16 protein-coding genes are annotated in these 17,575 nt (G+C 58.8%); 7 read left to right on the top strand and 9 right to left on the bottom strand.

Going from position 1 to position 17,575, the window contains the following annotated elements:
* Nucleotides 1-29: 29 nt before the first annotated feature.
* Nucleotides 30-2,264 (bottom strand): DNA internalization-related competence protein ComEC/Rec2, encoded by a 2,235-nt coding sequence (locus tag AC3WK5_RS13730; RefSeq protein WP_103317690.1) that lies wholly within the window; start codon nt 2,262-2,264, stop codon nt 30-32.
* Nucleotides 2,265-2,399: 135 nt separating this feature from the next.
* On the opposite strand from AC3WK5_RS13730, the gene AC3WK5_RS13725 reads away from it, so the two are divergent.
* From AC3WK5_RS13725 to AC3WK5_RS13715, 3 genes are all read left to right on the top strand, one after another.
* Nucleotides 2,400-2,915 (top strand): DUF2062 domain-containing protein, encoded by a 516-nt coding sequence (locus tag AC3WK5_RS13725; protein ID WP_103317692.1) that lies wholly within the window; start codon nt 2,400-2,402, stop codon nt 2,913-2,915.
* Nucleotides 2,885-3,595 carry a hypothetical protein gene (locus AC3WK5_RS13720; RefSeq protein WP_146039824.1) on the top strand — a complete coding sequence of 237 codons (711 nt, stop codon included), beginning with the start codon at nt 2,885-2,887 and terminating at the stop codon, nt 3,593-3,595. The genes AC3WK5_RS13725 and AC3WK5_RS13720 overlap by 31 nt, the downstream gene beginning before the upstream one ends.
* 725 nt (nt 3,596-4,320) lie before the next feature.
* Nucleotides 4,321-4,695, top strand: coding sequence for a DUF6124 family protein (locus tag AC3WK5_RS13715; protein WP_019689337.1), 375 nt, complete (start codon nt 4,321-4,323; stop codon nt 4,693-4,695).
* 161 nt (nt 4,696-4,856) lie between these two features.
* On the opposite strand, the gene AC3WK5_RS13710 is transcribed toward AC3WK5_RS13715, so the two are convergent.
* From AC3WK5_RS13710 to AC3WK5_RS13695, 4 genes are all read right to left on the bottom strand, one after another.
* The gene (locus tag AC3WK5_RS13710; RefSeq protein ID WP_019689336.1) at nt 4,857-5,636 is read right to left on the bottom strand and encodes an ABC transporter permease; all 780 of its coding nucleotides are present in this window, start codon (nt 5,634-5,636) and stop codon (nt 4,857-4,859) included.
* On the bottom strand, nt 5,633-6,565 hold the full coding sequence (locus AC3WK5_RS13705; RefSeq protein WP_054593365.1) for an ABC transporter ATP-binding protein: 933 nt from the start codon (nt 6,563-6,565) through the stop codon (nt 5,633-5,635). Before AC3WK5_RS13705 ends, AC3WK5_RS13710 begins: the two co-directional genes overlap by 4 nt.
* 133 nt (nt 6,566-6,698) lie before the next feature.
* Nucleotides 6,699-7,322 (bottom strand): glutathione S-transferase family protein, encoded by a 624-nt coding sequence (locus AC3WK5_RS13700; protein WP_103317698.1) that lies wholly within the window; start codon nt 7,320-7,322, stop codon nt 6,699-6,701.
* A 45-nt stretch (nt 7,323-7,367) separates the two neighbouring features.
* Nucleotides 7,368-8,027: a transglutaminase-like domain-containing protein gene (locus AC3WK5_RS13695; RefSeq protein ID WP_054593367.1), complete on the bottom strand. Its 660-nt coding sequence runs from the start codon at nt 8,025-8,027 to the stop codon at nt 7,368-7,370.
* Nucleotides 8,028-8,276: 249 nt separating this feature from the next.
* On the opposite strand from AC3WK5_RS13695, the gene AC3WK5_RS13690 reads away from it, so the two are divergent.
* Both AC3WK5_RS13690 and AC3WK5_RS13685 read left to right on the top strand, forming a co-directional pair.
* Entirely contained in the window at nt 8,277-10,724 is a 2,448-nt protein-coding gene (locus AC3WK5_RS13690) for an acyl-CoA dehydrogenase (RefSeq protein WP_103317700.1), read from the top strand.
* A 95-nt stretch (nt 10,725-10,819) separates the two neighbouring features.
* Nucleotides 10,820-11,218 carry a PA2817 family protein gene (locus AC3WK5_RS13685; RefSeq protein WP_054593369.1) on the top strand — a complete coding sequence of 133 codons (399 nt, stop codon included), beginning with the start codon at nt 10,820-10,822 and terminating at the stop codon, nt 11,216-11,218.
* 241 nt (nt 11,219-11,459) lie between these two features.
* Here the strand turns inward: AC3WK5_RS13685 and AC3WK5_RS13680 are convergent, their stop codons facing one another.
* The 4 genes from AC3WK5_RS13680 to AC3WK5_RS13665 all read right to left on the bottom strand — a co-directional run bounded on the left by AC3WK5_RS13680 (nt 11,460) and on the right by AC3WK5_RS13665 (nt 14,600).
* Nucleotides 11,460-12,224, bottom strand: coding sequence for an ABC transporter ATP-binding protein (locus AC3WK5_RS13680; protein WP_103317702.1), 765 nt, complete (start codon nt 12,222-12,224; stop codon nt 11,460-11,462).
* Between the two features lie 103 nt (nt 12,225-12,327).
* Entirely contained in the window at nt 12,328-13,038 is a 711-nt protein-coding gene (locus AC3WK5_RS13675; RefSeq protein ID WP_054593373.1) for an ABC transporter permease, read from the bottom strand.
* On the bottom strand, nt 13,035-13,763 hold the full coding sequence (locus tag AC3WK5_RS13670; RefSeq protein ID WP_103317704.1) for an ABC transporter permease: 729 nt from the start codon (nt 13,761-13,763) through the stop codon (nt 13,035-13,037). Before AC3WK5_RS13670 ends, AC3WK5_RS13675 begins: the two co-directional genes overlap by 4 nt.
* 57 nt (nt 13,764-13,820) lie before the next feature.
* Nucleotides 13,821-14,600, bottom strand: coding sequence for a transporter substrate-binding domain-containing protein (locus AC3WK5_RS13665; protein WP_054593375.1), 780 nt, complete (start codon nt 14,598-14,600; stop codon nt 13,821-13,823).
* 975 nt (nt 14,601-15,575) lie between these two features.
* Here AC3WK5_RS13665 and AC3WK5_RS13660 point away from each other — a divergent pair.
* Both AC3WK5_RS13660 and AC3WK5_RS13655 read left to right on the top strand, forming a co-directional pair.
* The gene (locus tag AC3WK5_RS13660) at nt 15,576-16,817 is read left to right on the top strand and encodes a type II and III secretion system protein family protein (protein WP_103317706.1); all 1,242 of its coding nucleotides are present in this window, start codon (nt 15,576-15,578) and stop codon (nt 16,815-16,817) included.
* Between the two features lie 35 nt (nt 16,818-16,852).
* Nucleotides 16,853-17,563 carry a tetratricopeptide repeat protein gene (locus AC3WK5_RS13655; RefSeq protein ID WP_103317708.1) on the top strand — a complete coding sequence of 237 codons (711 nt, stop codon included), beginning with the start codon at nt 16,853-16,855 and terminating at the stop codon, nt 17,561-17,563.
* The last annotated feature ends 12 nt before the right edge of the window (nt 17,564-17,575 follow it).

Here is a 17,575-nt window from a genome sequence, read left to right as displayed (position 1 = left end):
GCATGGCGCGCCGCGCTGATGACCGGTGGTTATTGGCTGACCAACGGCGGTGCACGCCAGAAACGTGGTTGCTGGCGCAGTGACTCGGGCGCCTCGAACGCCCCCAGACGCAAACGCAAGGCACCCTGCTCGGCGCTGTCATAAACCTGCATGCCCAACCGGCGATAACGCGCCATCACTTGCGGATGCGGATGACCGAACGAATTGTCGTGCCCACGAGAAATCAACACAGCCTTGGGTGCCAACGCCGTGAGAAAAGCCATCGACGATGAGCTGCGACTGCCGTGATGTGGCGCTTGTAGCCAGTCGGTCGCGACCGCCAGCGGACTTTCCAGCAACGCCTGCTCGGCCCGGGCGTCGATGTCGCCAGTCAACAACAGACGCTCGCCGTTGGCTTCGATCTGCAGGACGCAGGACTTCTGGTTGCTTTCGCTCGCCCCGGACCATTGCCAGAGCGTAAAACCCACACCGTCCCACTCCCAGCGCTGACCGCTCTCGCAGGCCTGCGCGTACAACTCGGCCGGCAGGGCTTCGGGATCACCGCTGAGCACCTGCGCCACCGGCAATCCGCGTGCGACCGAGCGCGCGCCACCGGCGTGATCGGCATCGGCATGACTGATCAACATCACCTCCAGCTTGCGCACACCGAGCTTGCGCAACGACGGCAACACCACCCGCTCGCCCAGATCGAAATCACCGAAACGCGGACCGGCGTCATAGAGCAACGTGTGATGACGCGTGCGGACGACGATGGCCAGCCCCTGGCCGACGTCCAGTTGCCAGATTTCAGCCATGCCGTCAGGTACGGATCTGAGTGGCGGGAGCACCATCAACAGCAGCATCGGCCAGCCCAACAACCGCATGGGCAGGCCTTTGGGCAGCAACAGCAGAAAAGCGCCCGAAGCACTGATCCCCCAGACCCAAAGGGGAATCACCGGGGCAACCCATGCCGGTATCCGCCCGGCCACCAATGCCAGACCGTTGAACAGCACGTCAAGCAAGCCGCCGGCCAGCCATAACAGCCCCTCGCCGATATAAGGCAGCGGCAACAGCAACGTCCCGAGCAAAGCCGGGGGCAACACCACCAGGCTGATCCACGGCACGGCCAGCAGATTGGTCAACGGGCCACTGAGACTGATGGGCAAACCGAGTATCAGCAGCAACGGACACAAGCCAATCGCGATCAGCCATTGCGCCCGCGTCCAGGTTTGCCACCAGCGCCAGGCGCCCAGGCGGCCGCCGAAGGTAAAAATCAGCACCGCCACCGCTGCAAATGACAACCAGAACCCCGCCTGCAAACTGGCCAACGGCTCAAGCAACAACACCGTATTCAACGCCAGCAGCAAAGGCCACCAGGCACCCAGATGACGAAACCGCAGGCGCCATAACAGCACCAGACCGATCATCACGCAGGCTCGGCGCACCGGCACCTCGAAACCGGCCAGCAACCCGTAACCGAGCGCCGCCGCGAATGCCATGCCGCAGGCCCACGGCAACCAGGGAAACCTCTGCGGCCACAATCCATAACGCGCCAATCCGGCAATCAGCAGATAAACCATTCCGGCCAGCAAACCGATGTGCTGCCCGGAGATCACCAGCAAATGCACGGTGCCGGTGTCTTGCAACACGCGCCAGTCTTCGCTGCTTAGCCCGGATCCGTCGCCCAGCACCAGCGCCGCCAACGCCCCCTCTCGCCCTTGTGCATCGACCGCCAGCAAACGCTGGCGAACAGCATCACGCCAGGCCCCTTGTGCAGGCCGGAGCAACTGCCCGTCCTTGACGCTTCCCGTCGCGCCGATGCGTTGTGCCAGCAACCAGGCGTCGTAATCAAAGCCCTGCGGATTGAGCAGGCCTGTGGGGCGTTTCAATTTCACCGCCAGCCGCCAGCGCTCGCCGCTGTTGACGGTCGGGCCGTCGTACCAGGCCAACCGCATCAAACCCGGCAAGCGTGTGCGCCGCGACTCGCTATCGGCCAACTCGAAACGCACCACGCCTTGCGCGTTCTGCGGCAAGCCGACGACTCGTCCTTCGACCCAGCGGGTTTGCCCGTCGAGGTCCGGCGCCAAACGATCCGCCAAGGCCCAGTACGCACTGGCACACGCCCAGCTGAAACCGAACAGAAAAAACGCCAGTGGGTACGTGCGAAATGGCAACAGCATCAATGCCAGTACAGGCAGCAACAGCAGTAACCAGACCGGTGGCAACACCGGTAAAAAACGCAAGGCCAACAGACCCAACGCGAGCGCCAACATCCCTGTGCGCATTAGCCTGTCCTTGAGAGTCCCCTCTCTTGGATTAGCCGAGTTACCAAAGTCCGCATTTATTAATTGTCACAAAGTCTGAACGGGCGCTCCGTAGAATCCGGGCATACTTGCCGCTTGAACCGACCGAGAAGCCTTATGCCCCGGCGCTTATTCAAACGTTACATGCCAGACCCGACCAGCATCCGGGAACACAAATCCTTACGCTTTCTCGGCACGCTGCTGCACGACCCGAACCTCTGGCACCTCAATCGGCATTCGGTTGCGCGCGCCATGGCCATTGGCGTGTTCGCCGCATTTCTACCGATTCCGTTGCAAATGCTGGTGGCGGCAATGCTTGCCATTTGGGTGCGTGGCAATATTCCGATCGCAGTGAGCCTGGTCTGGCTGACCAACCCGATCACCATGCCCGTGGTGTTTTACTGCACCTATCAGACCGGCGCCTGGCTGATGGATGTCCCCGCCCGCAGCCTGCCGGATGAGCTGACCTGGGAATGGATCAGCGGTGAGCTGTCGACTCTTTGGCAACCGTTTCTACTGGGCTCGGTGGTGACTGGCCTGGTGCTCGGCGCGTTGGCCTACTGCCTGACCATGACCTACTGGCGCTGGTGGGTCGGTCGGCAATGGAAGCGGCGCAGGCAAAGTCGGATGTAGAAATGCAAAGACGGCACTTTCAAGTGCCGTTTGTATTTTCAAGCAAATGGACAGAACTACCTCCCGCCACCACACGCTCTCGCATTACCACCCGTCGGCTCATGCCCCAACCTGTAATTTCTGACAGTAGCCAACCGAACCGTCTTCAGCGCCCAATCATCTGGCAGCCGCGCCTTTGTGGAGCTCGCGAGGCATTCACATCTGCTCCCGCGAAGGTCGCGCGCCCACCATTCAAATCACTTGGCAAACACTACAGGGATTACGACATGAACATGGCGCAACAGAAAACTGAAAACCTGATCGAAAATGGTGACTTCACGGACAAGGAAAAGCACTGGGAATATAAACCAACGGTCAGATTCTTCGATGGCCTTGCAGAAATCGTAACCACTGTTCCCAATGAACACGCTGAATTGACCCAACAAATCACAGGCCTGAGTTTAAAAAAGGGTGTAAAGCTGAATTTGAAGTTCACCGCCAAGGATTTTTACCAAACGCCTGCTGCTGTGAAAATCTCCAACGCCACCCCCTCCTTAATCTATTTCCGGGAAAATGAGACATTTGACTATGTTTTCACGCTTGAGTCGGATACTACGACCCTGGCAATCACTTTTACGACTCGCGGCTCATTTCAATTAGATGACGTTGATTTGTCACTGGCTTCATCCAACAAATCCTGAAACGATGCAAAACTGCCCGTTCCCAACGGAGCGGGCATCATCATTTAAGTACGCATCCCACGCCCGCTCACCAACAACCACGCGCAACCGATGTACAACACCACGGTTGCTGCCCGTGACGGTCCGCGTTACTGGACACGAAGTTGCCCCTAGAGGCATTCCTTTGCGGCGCATGGGAACGATCAAACAGCCAATTACAGGACCGCACCCGTCGTAGCAGCTGCCGAGCCCGCGAGGCTGCGTTCGGCCGCGCAGCGGTCGTAAAATCAGGCAACACCTTCGTTCAGGTAAACCGCGTATGCAGGATTTGCGAGGACTACGTCCGAACGCGGCCCGCCTCTAACGCAGCCTCGCGGGCTCGGCAGCTGCTACGACGGGTGTTTAAGCTTGCCTACGCGGTGCCCATCGGAGGCTACAGTGCCTTGCGTCACGGACTACACCTGCGCCAGAATCCGCCGGCTTGTGCGCTTTGGTCGTGGCCTCTATTGTTTCCGTACCGCTGACAATTCAGCGGTCGGGTTTAGCAGCTCGGACCAAGGCACGCCAGTACCGCCTCTCGATCAGCCAGCACTTTTCTAGCGCTAGTTGTTCTGCATTATGGCGGCTGTGCGTGGGGCACTTCGGTGCGCCGGGATACTCCTTGGTCCGGTCTGCTAACCCGCGTACAGCTGCCACCCATCGTTTAGCAGCGACAGGTAGCGGCTTCACTTCCAAGGATATTTACCATGTTCAAACCAACTCCAAATCCACCCGAAACCGATCCGGTTTCTCCCTACGCCTCACTCGATTCAAAAGAACTCCACGCCGCCGCACACCGTGCGCTCGATCATTACCTGGTGCTACCCGAGACCAAGACGTTGTTAGCCGACCGACGCCCCGGCTGCATTTTCGTCATTGCCCCCGACGTCGACAGCGAAACCCTGCTGGCCCACGCCTGCGAAACCCTCGCCTCAGTGAATGTCATGGCCAGCGATCTGGCGTTTGAGCTCGAAGGCCCCAAACGCAATACCGCACTGGCGATCCAGCAGATGATTTCTCTGGCCGAGTTGGCGGTGAATCGGGCGCTGGATCACCTCGATCCACCGGACTCACCGCAGTAGCACGCCAACACGCTGATCGTTCCCACTCCCGCGTGGGAACGATCAATAAAAAAGGCCTCCACTTGGGAGGCCGTTTTTTATGTAGTACGCATTTTTTGCAGTGCTGGCAATGACGCCTTCGCGAGCAAGCTCGCTCCCACAAGGATCGAGTTTGCCGCAGGTTAGGTGCGCATTCCGCGTCCGCTGACCAGCAACCGCGCGCAACCGATGTACAGCACTACGGTTGCTACCAGCATGAAGGTAATGGCGATGCTGATCTTGATGTCCGAAACGCCGAGGATGCCGTAACGGAAAGCGTTGACCATGTGCAGCACCGGGTTGGCCAGTGACACGGTCTGCCAGAACGGTGGCAGCAGGCTAATCGAATAGAACACCCCGCCCAGGTAGGTCAACGGTGTCAGCACGAACGTCGGGATAATCGAAATGTCGTCGAAGTTGCGCGCAAACACCGCGTTGATGAAACCCAGCAGCGAAAAGATCGTTGCCGTCAGCAGCACCACCAGCAGGGTAATCCCCAAATGGTGCACTTGCAGGTGAGTGAAGAACAGCGAAAGCAGCGTCACGATCACGCCCACCGCGAGGCCACGCAGCACCCCGCCCACGGTGTAGCCGATCAGGATGGTGTGCGGCGAAACCGGTGAAACCATCAGTTCTTCGATGGAACGCTGGAATTTGCTGCCGAAGAAGCTCGAGACCACGTTGCCGTAGGCGTTGGTGATCACCGACATCATGATCAAGCCCGGCACGATGTATTCCATATAGGTGAAGCCACCCATATCACCGATTTGCCGGCCAATCAGATTACCGAAGATCACAAAGTACAGAACCATGGTGATGGCTGGCGGCAGCAGGGTCTGCGGCCAGATCCGGGTAAAACGCCGGACCTCACGGTAAACAATGGTATTGAGCGCAACGAGGTTGGGTTTCAGTTCGGAACTCATACGGCCACCTTCGCCAGATTTTTCTCCACCAGAGACACGAACAACTCCTCGAGGCGATTGGTTTTGTTGCGCAGGCTCAGCACTTCGATGTTCTGCATGGCCAACTGACCGAACAACGCGGTAATACCGACGGCTTTATCGACCTGGACTTCCAGGGTGTGGCTGTCGACCAGACGAGTCGGATAGCCGATCAACTGCGGCGCCACCGTCATGTCGTTCTTCAGGTCCAGCAGGAACGTCTCGACATGCAGCTGGCTGAGCAGGTTACGCATGCTGGTGTTTTCGACGATGGTGCCGTGGTCGATGATGCCGATGTTGCGGCACAACTGCTCAGCCTCTTCCAGGTAATGCGTGGTGAGGATGATGGTGATGCCTTTCTGGTTCAGCTCGGTGAGGAAGGTCCACATCGAGCGACGCAGTTCGATGTCCACGCCGGCAGTCGGTTCGTCGAGGATCAGCAGGCGTGGTTCATGCACCAACGCACGCGCGATCATCAGCCGCCGCTTCATGCCGCCCGACAGTGAGCGTGACGGCACATCGCGCTTGTCCCACAGGCCGAGCTGAGTCAGGTATTGCTCAGCGCGTTCCTTGGCGATTTTGGGCGGGATACCGTAGTAACCGGCCTGAGTCACGACGATGTCGAAGGTCTTTTCGAACTGGTTAAAGTTGAATTCCTGCGGCACCACGCCGATGCAGCGCTTGAGCCCCGCCGGGTCGCGGTCCAGGTCGTGGCCAAAGATATTCACCGTTCCGCTGGTCTTGTTCACCAGGGTCGAGAGGATGCCGATGGTCGTGGATTTGCCGGCGCCGTTGGGGCCGAGCAAGGCGAAAAAGTCACCTTCGGCGACATCCAGATCGATACCACTCAAGGCCTGGAAACCGTTGCCGTAGGTTTTGGTTAGCTGCCGGATGGACAGAGCAGAACTCATATCGGATTTACGCACCAAGAAGGAAAGTCAGGAATAAATAAGAGCGGGCGGCGACCCATGCAACCGCGGCGCATGAACGCAATGGTGCTTGGCGACGCCGCACAAGTACAGTCAAGTGTGTTGATAGTCAGTATTAAGTCAACGCGGTCATGACGGCTTTTTGATAAGCCGGACGTTGCTTCAGGCGCGCATACCAGGCTTGCAGATGGGGCATTGGCGCTCGCTCGATGGGCATCTCGAACCAGGCATAGATAAAGCTGCCCAACGGAATATCGCCAACGCCGATCTCGTCGCCGGACAAATACGGTTTCTGCGCCAATGCCTGATCGACCATCGACAGCAATTGCTCGCAGACTTTCTGCGCCGCATTGATCGCGGCCCAATCCTGCTGATCTGCCGGGGTACGCAATACGCCCCAGAACACCTGGCGGAAAGGTTCGGCAAACGACGAAGTGGTCCAGTCCATCCACTTTTCCGCGCTCGCCCGGGTCTGCACATCGGCCGGGAACCAGTTCGAACCCGCTGCGTGACGGGCAGCCAGGTAACGCACGATGGCGTTGGATTCCCACAGCACAAAACCGTCGTCTTCAATCACCGGAATGCGGCCATTGGGGTTCATCGCGCGATATTCCGGTGTGTCGACCACACCAAAAGCCCCGCCCGCATCCTGCGTTTCGTAGGTCAGCCCAAGTTCTTCGGCGCACCACAGTGCCTTTCTGACATTCGACGAATTTTTCCGACCCCAGATCTTCAGCATGACCGCTCCTCGATAGATGAATGCCGGGGCAGTCTACGCCCCGGATCAGCCGCGACTCAAATCGCTCTGCATGTCGCCCAACAGGGCTGGCGACTGCTCACCGAACAAATGCGGGTAGAGTTTTTCCAGGTACTCGAAGAAGAATGCTTCGGGCACATCGGCGAACTGGCCATGATCGACCAGATACTCCATCGATTGCAGCCCCTGGCGATTGAACGGGTGGAAGATGCTGTCATTGATCCCGTCGAACTCCAGCGCCGGCACATCGAACAGCTCACAGAGCTTCTGGTTGAACGCCGGTGTGGCCTTGACCCAGCGCCCCTGCAAATACAACTCGGTGTAACCGTGCATGGCGAACACGTCACTCTTGAGCAACTCGATCAAGCGCGGGGTCGACAGGTGATTGCGCACATCCGCGAGACCGATCCGCGCCGCTATTCCACAGTGCCGCGCGCAACCGGCCAGCAACGTGGCTTTGGGCACGCAGTAGCTCTCGCCGGTGGCCAGTGCATAACTGCCGCGCAAGGTCGCGGGATCACGACTGAAGGTGTAGGGGTTGTAGCGCACCGCTTCACGCACGGCGTAATACAGACTCACCGCTTGCTCGACCGGGTCACGGCTGTTACCGCGATGCCGTTCAGCGAACTCCACCACCGCCGGGTGGTCACTATCGATGAAGCGGCCGGGGCTCAGGTACTCGTGCATGAGAACAATCTCCTGGAGAAGCCCTGAGTCTATCGGCAGACCCAGCACAGAGATAACGACGTTTCGGCCAAATACGAGAGCTTGTCGCACGCTCAGCGGAGCTTTTTTACAGCGTCCGCCAGCGCTATCACTCACGAAATTCACCGCTGTTTCCCACGATTTCAAACACATCGCTCTGACCACCCCGTTTTGCAGATGCCGTCTAAGCTCTGAAGGTGGTTTTGACCCTGGCTTCACGGAGGATTGAATATGCTGTTGTTGTGGATACTGGTTCTGGTGGTCGGGATTGCCTGGCTGGCTCACCGCCGCATCGCGCCCCTGCCCGCCCTGGGTATCGTGGCGGTCTATCTGCTGGCGATGGGAATCTTCAGCCACGCTCGAGGCTGGCTGCTGCTGATTTTCTGGATCGTGCTGGCCGTCGTCGCGGCGCCACTGCTGCTGCCCGACCTGCGGCGCAAATATTTCAGTGCCCCATTGTTCAACTGGTTCCAGAAAACCCTACCGCCAATGTCGCAAACCGAACGCGACGCCATCGATGCCGGCACCGTCTGGTGGGATGGCGAGCTGTTCAGCGGGCGTCCGGACTGGAACAAACTGCTGTCCTATCCCAAAGCGCAGTTGAGCGAAGAAGAACAGGCGTTCATCGATGGCCCGACCGAGGAGCTCTGCGCCATGGTCAGCGACTGGCAGATAGGCCAGGCGATGGACCTGCCGGCCGAGGCTTGGGCACACATCAAGCAGAATGGTTTTTTTGCCCTGATCATCCCCAAGGAGTTCGGCGGCAAGGGATTTTCCGCCTACGCCCACTCGCAAGTGGCGATGAAACTGGCCACCCGCAGCGGCGACCTGGCATCGACCGTGATGGTGCCCAACTCCCTCGGCCCGGCCGAACTGTTGCTGCATTACGGCACCGATGAACAACGCAACCATTACCTGCCACGCCTGGCGCGTGGCGACGACATCCCGTGTTTCGCGTTGACCGGCCCGCTGGCCGGCTCCGATGCGGGCGCTATGCCTGACACCGGGGTGATCTGCAAAGGTGAATGGGAAGGTCAGGAAGTCCTGGGTCTGCGGCTGAACTGGGAAAAACGCTACATCACCCTGGGCCCGGTCGCCACCCTGCTCGGCCTGGCATTCAAGGCCTATGACCCCGACCATCTGCTGGGTGACGAGGAAGATCTTGGCATTAGCCTCGCGTTGATCCCGACCGACACTGCCGGTGTGGACATCGGTCGACGCCACCTGCCCCTCGGCGCCGCGTTCATGAACGGCCCGAACTCCGGCAAGGATGTATTCGTGCCGTTGGACTTCCTCATCGGCGGCCAGGAGATGCTCGGCAAAGGCTGGATGATGCTGATGAATTGCCTGTCGGTCGGGCGTTCCATTTCGCTGCCGGCAGTCGGCACCGGGGCGGCCAAGTTCACCAGCCTGGTGACCGGTCAATACGCTCAGGTTCGCGAGCAATTCAACGTGCCGCTGTCGGCCTTCGAAGGGATTCAGGAAGCGCTGGCACGTATCGGCGGCAACGCCTGGATGATGGACGCCGCGCGGATGCTCACCGCCAACGCGGTGGATCTCGGCGAGAAACCTTCAGTGCTTTCGGCGATTCTCAAGTATCACCTCACCGAACGCGGTCGCGAATGCATCAGCCACGCGATGGATGTGCACGGTGGCAAGGCGATCATCATGGGGCCCAATAATTACCTCGGGCGCAGCTGGCAAGGCGCGCCGATCTTCATCACGGTGGAAGGCGCGAACATCCTTTCGCGCAACCTGATGATCTTTGGTCAAGGCGCGATCCGTTGCCATCCGTTCGTGCTCAAGGAAATGGCCCTCGCCGGCCGTGAAGACAAGGACCAGGCACTGAAGGAGTTCGACGGCCTGCTGCTCAAGCACATCGGTTTCGCCGTGAGCAACGCCGCCAGCACCTTGGTGCTGAACCTCGGCTTCGGGCATTTCGAACAGGTACCTGGAGACAAACTCAGCCAGGGCTACCTCCGCGCCCTCAACCGTCAGGCCGCGGCATTCGCCCTGCTCGCCGACCTGAGCATGATGTTGCTGGGCGGTGAACTGAAACGTCGCGAACGCCTGTCGGCCCGACTCGGCGATGTACTGAGCAACCTGTACCTGGCCTCTGCCGCCCTCAAGCGTTACCACGACCTCGATTCACCCGAACACATGGCGCCGCTGTTTACCTGGGCCATGGAAGAGAGTCTCGGCCAGTCGGAACGGGCGCTGGATGAACTGCTGAGCAACTTCCCGAGCAAGGTCCTGGGTTGCCTGATGCGAGTCATCGTGTTCCCGTTCGGGCGCCGTCACAAAGGGCCGTCGGACACACTCGGTGCCGAAGTGGCAGCGGTCATTGGCCGTGCCAAAGGCGATCCGACGCTCGAAGAGTTGCTGGGGGGCTGTTACCGGCCACAATCGGTCGATGACCCGGTTGGTGCCCTGCAACATGCCTGCAACTTGCTGAGCGCCGCCCAACCGCTGCAGAAAAAAATGCACTTTGCGCTCAAGAGCGGGCAGTTCAAACCGGGTGCCGGGGAGCACGTCATCGACGCCGCCCTGGAGGCCGGCGTGCTGCAAGCCGCAGAAGCACATACCCTGCATGAGGCCGAAGCCGCGCGGCGCAAAGTGATCGACGTCGATGACTTTTCCAAGGAGCAACTTGAACTGGCGCAGGGCAAGACCCGCTAACGCGGTGACTCGTCCGGCGGGTCAATGATGAAAAGCGGGCGCTGGAGCTATATACTCCGGCGCCCGTTTTGCTTTTGATCTAGAGGACTCCCGTTATGCTCGACCAAATTCTCGTCCAGCTCGACCTCCTGCGCAGTATCCTGGTCGCTGTCGGTGAAGCCGAGCAGGTTCCAGACGAAAGTCATGCCTTGTTCCTGGAGCGCTTCGACGAACTGCGTGCGTCGCTGCCAATCGATCCGATCGAAAGCCAATACCTGGGCCAGGACATTATTTGTCAGGTCATCACCCGTTATCCGCAAATTGCCCACCTGGTCCCCCGCGACCTGTTGTGGTATTTCGCCGGCGACTGCCTGCATTACATGCCTGATGATGAAATCGCCCTGTATCAGGCACTGGAAGAACGTCGTTACGAAGCCGAACAGAACGACGAACCGTTCGACTGGAATCAGGAAAAACAACTGCTGGCCCTGTCGAACCAGGACAGCAAGCACTGATCCCGGATCAGAAATACAAAAGGCCCGCATGGTTAAACATGCGGGCCTTTTTTTGTCGCAAAGATCAAAAGATCGCAGCCTGCGGGCGCTTGATTCTGTCGATGTGAATCGTGCCCGCTCATAGAGGCGTCCCCACCCTGTAGGAGCAAGGCTTGCCCGCGATGAACGATAACGCGGTTTATCTGATGGACCGCATTGTGCCCATCGCGGGCAAGCCTTGCTCCTACAAGGGCGGAGGGCGTTACTTGAGGTTGCCGCTGAGGAACTGCTTCAGCCGTTCGCTCTTCGGATTGCCCAGCACGTCTTCAGGCGCGCCCTCTTCCTCTACCCGTCCCTGATGCAGGAACAGCACCTGATTCGAGACTTTGCGGGCGAAGCTCATTTCGTGGGTCACCATGATCATGGTCCGACCTTCTTCGGCCAGGCCCTGGATTACTTTGAGCACTTCGCCCACCAGTTCCGGGTCCAGCGCCGAGGTCGGCTCGTCGAACAGCATGACTTCCGGCTCCATCGCCAGTGCGCGGGCAATCGCTACCCGCTGCTGCTGACCACCCGACAGGAACGCCGGGTACTGCTCCGCCACGCGAGCCGGCAGGCCGACCTTGTCCAGATAACGCCGGGCGCGATCTTCAGCGTCTTTCTTGCTGACACCCAGCACCCGGCGCGGGGCCATGGTGATGTTTTCCAGCACGGTCATGTGGCCCCACAAGTTGAAGTGCTGGAACACCATCGCCAGCCGGGTGCGCAGTCGCTGCAGCTCGGCATCGTCGGCCACGTGCATGCCATGGTGGTCTTTGACCATCCGGATCTGCTTGCCGTCCAGGCTCATCGCACCGTCGTTGGGCGTTTCGAGAAAGTTGATGCAGCGCAAAAAGGTGCTTTTGCCCGAGCCGCTGGCGCCGATCAGGCTGATCACGTCACCTGTTTTGGCTTTCAGGGAAACGCCCTTGAGCACTTCGTGGCTACCGTAACTTTTGTGTAGTTCTTCAACAGTCAATTTGTACATGTGCGCAAGCATCCTCTAAGGGAAAATGGGTCGCCGCTGCGTAGACGTCGCAAGCGGCGACAAAGCCCGTGGCCTGATGAGCGGCCGTACAGAGCGCTAAGTCCTAGTGAGCCGGGCCCAGAAAAGCCAGCCAGCGACGTTCGGCAATGCGGAACAGTCCGACCAGCGCAAAGGTCACCAACAGGTAGATCAGCGCGGTAATGCCGAACGATTGAAAGGTCAAAAAGGTCGCCGAGTTGGCGTCGCGAGCCACTTTCAAAATGTCCGGGACGGTGGCGGTGAAGGCCACGGTGGTCGAGTGCAGCATCAGGATCACTTCGTTGCTGTAGTACGGCAACGAGCGACGCAGGGCCGATGGCATGATCACGTAGGCATACAACTTCCAGCCCGTCAGACCGTAGGCCTTGGCGGCTTCGACTTCACCGTGGTTCATGCTGCGAATCGCCCCGGCGAAAATCTCCGTGGTGTAGGCGCAGGTGTTCAGGGCAAAGGCTAGGATGGTGCAGTTCATCGCATCGCGAAAGAACGCATCGAGCAGCGGTTGCGCGCGGACCGCGGCCAGGCTGTAGATCCCGGTGTAGCAAATCAGCAACTGGATATACAGCGGCGTACCGCGAAACAGGTAGGTGTAGAACTGCACCGGCCAGCGTACGTAAAGTTTGTTGGAAACCCGGGCAATCGACAGTGGAACCGACACCAGGAAACCGATGAAGATCGAGGCGCTGAGCAGCCACAGGGTCATGGCCAGGCCGGTGATGTGGTAACCGTCGCTATAGAGAAAAGGCTTCCAGTAGTCCTGCAGTAATTCGATCATCGTACAGCCTCCCGGGAACCTGCCGCGTAATGCCGTTCGAGCCAGCGCAGGACATAGTTCGATGCGCTGGTGATCACCAGATAGATCAGCGCCGCCAACACCAGAAAAAAGAACAGTTGATAGGAGCTTTTACCGGCGTCCTGCGCGGCCTTGACCAGGTCCGCCAGGCCGATGATCGACACCAGCGCGGTGGCCTTGAGGATCACCATCCAGTTATTGCCGATGCCCGGCAGGGCGAAGCGCATCATTTGCGGGAACACCACGAAGCGAAAGCGCTGGGCACGGCTCAAACCGTAGGCCGTGGCGGCTTCCATCTGTCCGCGGGGCACAGCGAGGATCGCGCCGCGAAAGGTCTCGGTGAAGTACGCGCCGTAGATGAAACCCAGGGTGATGATCCCGGCGGCGAACGGATTGATCTCGATGTATTCCCAGCCCAGCGCCTCGGTGAAACTGGTCAACCAGGTTTGCAGGCTGTAGAAAATCAGCAGCATCAGCACCAGGTCCGGCACCCCGCGAATCAGCGTGGTGTAGAGCTGGGCCGGAATCCGCAACAGTTTGACGCTGGACAGTTTGGCACTGGCGCCGATCAGGCCGAGCAGAACGCTCAACAGCAGCGACAGTATCGATAACTTGACGGTCATCCAGGAGCCTTCCAGCAACAGAGGGCCGAACCCCTTCAAGCTGAATGCGGAGAGCCCGAGTGTCTGCAAAAGTGCTTCGAACATAATTCAGGAACCTATCGCGATAAAAAAGCGCCCGTCCCGAGGACGGGCACCGGGGCCTTACTTGCCGCTGTAGAGACTCAAATCACCGAAGTGTTTCTTCTGGATCGAGTCGTAGGTGCCGTCATCGTGGATCGCCTTGATGCCTTTATCGAGAAGGGCCTTGAGCTCGGTGTTGCCTTTGGCGATACCTACCGCTGTTTTAGCGGGCAACAACTCGCTGTCGATCGGCTGGCTGACCTCGTAATCAGCCCCTTGCGGCGACTTCAAAAAGCTCAGCTTGGCTTGCAGCATGTCTTGGATCGTGGCGTCGAGGCGACCGGACATCAAGTCAGCGTAAACCTGGTCCTGGTTGGCGTAGGCCTTGGTTTCTACCCCGGCTTTGTCCAGCACGGCCTTGGCGTAGGCTTCCTGGATGGTGCCTTGCTCGTAGCCGACTTTTTTACCCTTGAGCGAGGCTACGTCAGAAACGCTGGAGCCTTTCTTGTAGACCAGAGCGGTCGGGCCGGAGAACAGCTCGCTGGAGAAGTCGATGACTTTCTCACGGGCCGGAGTCACGGTCATGGAAGAGATTACACCGTCGAATTTATTGGCCTTGAGGCCTGGAATCGTGCCGTCGAAATCGCTCTCGACCCATTTGCACTTGACCTTCAGCTCGGCGCAGATCGCGTTACCCAAATCGATGTCGAAGCCCACCAGGCTACCGTCAGCCGCTTTGGACTCGAACGGTGCGTAGGAAGGATCAACGCCAAAACGCAGCTCTTTGTACTCTTTGGCCGTGGCTACGCCTGCGGCCATGCACAGTGTCAAAGCAGAAAGGGTCAGCAATGTTCTTTTCATTATTATCAATTCCTAAAACCACTACGGGCGCTTGTAGCGCATGGGTGCTGCTACTGGAATGCGTGTGACGCTGTAAACCTGAACCTCAAGTACGTGCTTTAAAGCCATCTTGTGCGTCAGCACCTTCGGGTGCCTCTTATGCACACACACTTACTTGTACATACAAGCATATGCAATCAACCAGCCAACTCGCTGAACGGCCGCTGAAGAAAACTTTTTAAGCAACAGGAAGGCGTCTGGAACGGGCCTTTGGCAATGATCAAAAAAATCTTGAGGGTGGCCGAGCCGCTTTCGTGAATGTTACCGGAGCCACGTTTTTGCGTCGTATTGGTGCACCCGGTAACAATTTGAAAGGGCAGATTGCGTGTGGAAATACCCCGTCATGGGGCCAACTCGCGGGTGAGAGCACAACTCGAAAAACAGCAATGCGCCCACATTCGCACAGAAGTTTTTCTTCTAAACAATGGCGCTTTGCCTCGGTTGAACTACCTTCAAGCAAAGAGCAAATCATACGGTTTTGAGTTGTCCACGTTTTGTTCAGCGATCAGATAGCGAATTGGCAGAAGGAGATACCTCACTATGATCCTGGCTGGCGTTTTTCTGCTTTGTGGCCTGATTGCCAGTTGTTTTTTGGGGGAACCGCGTCGGCTGACAGCCCTGTTTATAGCCACTGTTGCTGTCGAGCCTGTGCATATCGCTCCGGTCGGTTGCTTGTGCGAACCCAACAAGGTTGGCAAAAAACCTCGCGTGTCCCGAACCCAGGTATCTGGATCACTAACGACTGTTTTAGCGCAGGTCGCTCGCAGGTCAGTCAGACCCGTGTATTGCACCTGCTAGCGCGCAGCACCCAGCAATATTGCCAGGACCACTAATGGTTAGTGGTCTGGTGAAGTGGAGGGCCGGCCCGAGCGCCATGAAGCGATTCAGGGTAACCAGGTTAGCCCGCAGATGGCCTATTCAGCGAGGATGCACTTAATGAGCTATCGTACCGTGCCCGCTTTCAAACGAATTATCCATGGCCTGTTGTGGATGGGCCTTGGTGTAGATGCGGCTCAGGCCGCGGCGAACAATTGCTCGCAACTGGCCAGTCTGCCCGCCGTGTTCGAGGTCGGCCAAGGGCTTCAGGATGAGTTGCGCATGCCAGTCCCGATCAAGCAACTGGCAGTGGGCGACCCGAAGGTTGCCGACGTGCAAACCAGTAGCAGCAACTCCTTCATCCTCACGGGTGTAGCGCCCGGTGCCACCAGCCTGATGGTCTGGACCGCCTGCTCGCCCACGCCGCGCCAAAGCATGGTGTTCGTCAAAGGCAGGGCCACCGCAGCGCTGACCAGCGTGTCGACGGTGCCTTCTGCAGACCCGCTGTTGCCGAGCCAGGTGCAGACCGATATTCGCTTCGTCGAAGTCAGCCGCACCAAGTTGAAAGAGGCCAGCACGTCGATCTTCGGCAAGAGCGGTAATTTTCTGTTCGGCTCGCCGGGCACTGTGCCCGGGGTGACGGTGACTCCCGGCCACATCGGTAGCCTGGCGCCAAACGTCCCGCTGAATAACGGTACGTTCAATATCGGCTTTGGCGGCGGCAATGTCCTGGGAATGATCAATGCGCTGGAAGGCAGTGGCTTTGCCTACACCCTGGCGCGGCCAAGCCTGGTGGCCCTCAGCGGCCAAAGTGCGAGCTTCCTGGCCGGTGGTGAAGTGCCGATTCCGGTGCCCAGTTCAGGCAGCGACAACATCTCCATCGAGTACAAGGAGTTCGGTGTCCGCCTGACCCTGACCCCGACCATCATCGATAAAGGACGCATTGCCCTCAAGGTAGCACCCGAGGTCAGCGAGCTGGACTTCACCAAGGCCATACAGATCGCCGGCACTATCGTCCCGGCATTTACCGTGCGCCGTACCGACACCAGCATTTCCCTGGCCGATGGCGAAAGCTTCGTCATCAGCGGCTTGATCAGCACCAGCAACAGCTCCCAGGTGAACAAGTTTCCAGGGCTGGGCGATATCCCGATCCTCGGCGCGTTCTTTCGCAATAACAGCATCAACCGTGAGGAGCGCGAGCTGCTGATGATCGTCACTCCGCACCTGGTTCAACCATTGGCGGTCAACGCACAACTGCCGTCATTGCCGGGTGAACAACTGCGCAATTACGACCCGAACTTCTACCGCATGTACTTCCTCGACAACGGTGACTTCGACAGCCGCATGGGGCTCTCGCAATGAGCCTGGTTCAAGGTGCTATAGCCGGAGGACACTCAATGAAAGCGCTCATAGCAATAGCCGCGACGGTGATGCTCGCAGGGTGCGCCACCAATGGCCTGTCTTATCGACCGAGTAGCTGCGCGGCGCCTGGTTCGGATCAGCAGTTGTCGCTGAACCTGGCCGACGACATGACCAACGATGGCCGTTTGTATGCCAGCCTGGCGAATCTGGAAGGGCTGTCTGATGACTTGCCGCAGGTTCGCCTGCGCAAGGCTCGAGTACTGCGCCTGCTGGGCCGTAACGAGGCCGAACCGTTGTACAAGAGTCTGCTCGGCACATGCCTGGCCGCTGAAGGCGAGCATGGTCTGGGCCAGATGGCCGTGGCCAAAAATGATAATGCGGCTGCCGCGGATCACCTTGAGCGGGCAATGAGGATGGCCCCCACCGACGACAAAATCCGCAATGACCTGGGGGTCGTCTACCTCAACCAGCATCGGCCCAATGAGGCACGCTTTCAGTTTATGACCGCCATGGAACTCAAGCCGTCAGATTCGCTGGCGGCACTCAATCTGGTGACACTGCTGATCTATCAGGACAACTGGAAGCAAGCTGCCGAACTCGCAAACCGCGCCAGCCTGAGTTCCAAGCAAGTCTCGGATGCCCAAGCTCGCGCGGAAAGACTCAAGGCCCCGGCCAAAAAAGTGGTGGCTACCGAGGGTAAAGGCATGACAGAGGTAGTCAATGCCTCAGCCAATGCGATCAAGTAGACAAGATGAGGA

It is taken from the genome of Pseudomonas sp. FW306-02-D09B (genome assembly GCF_058782685.1).
The sequence above is the reverse complement of the archived record's forward strand: the minus strand, read 5'-3'. Positions and strand labels throughout refer to the sequence as shown.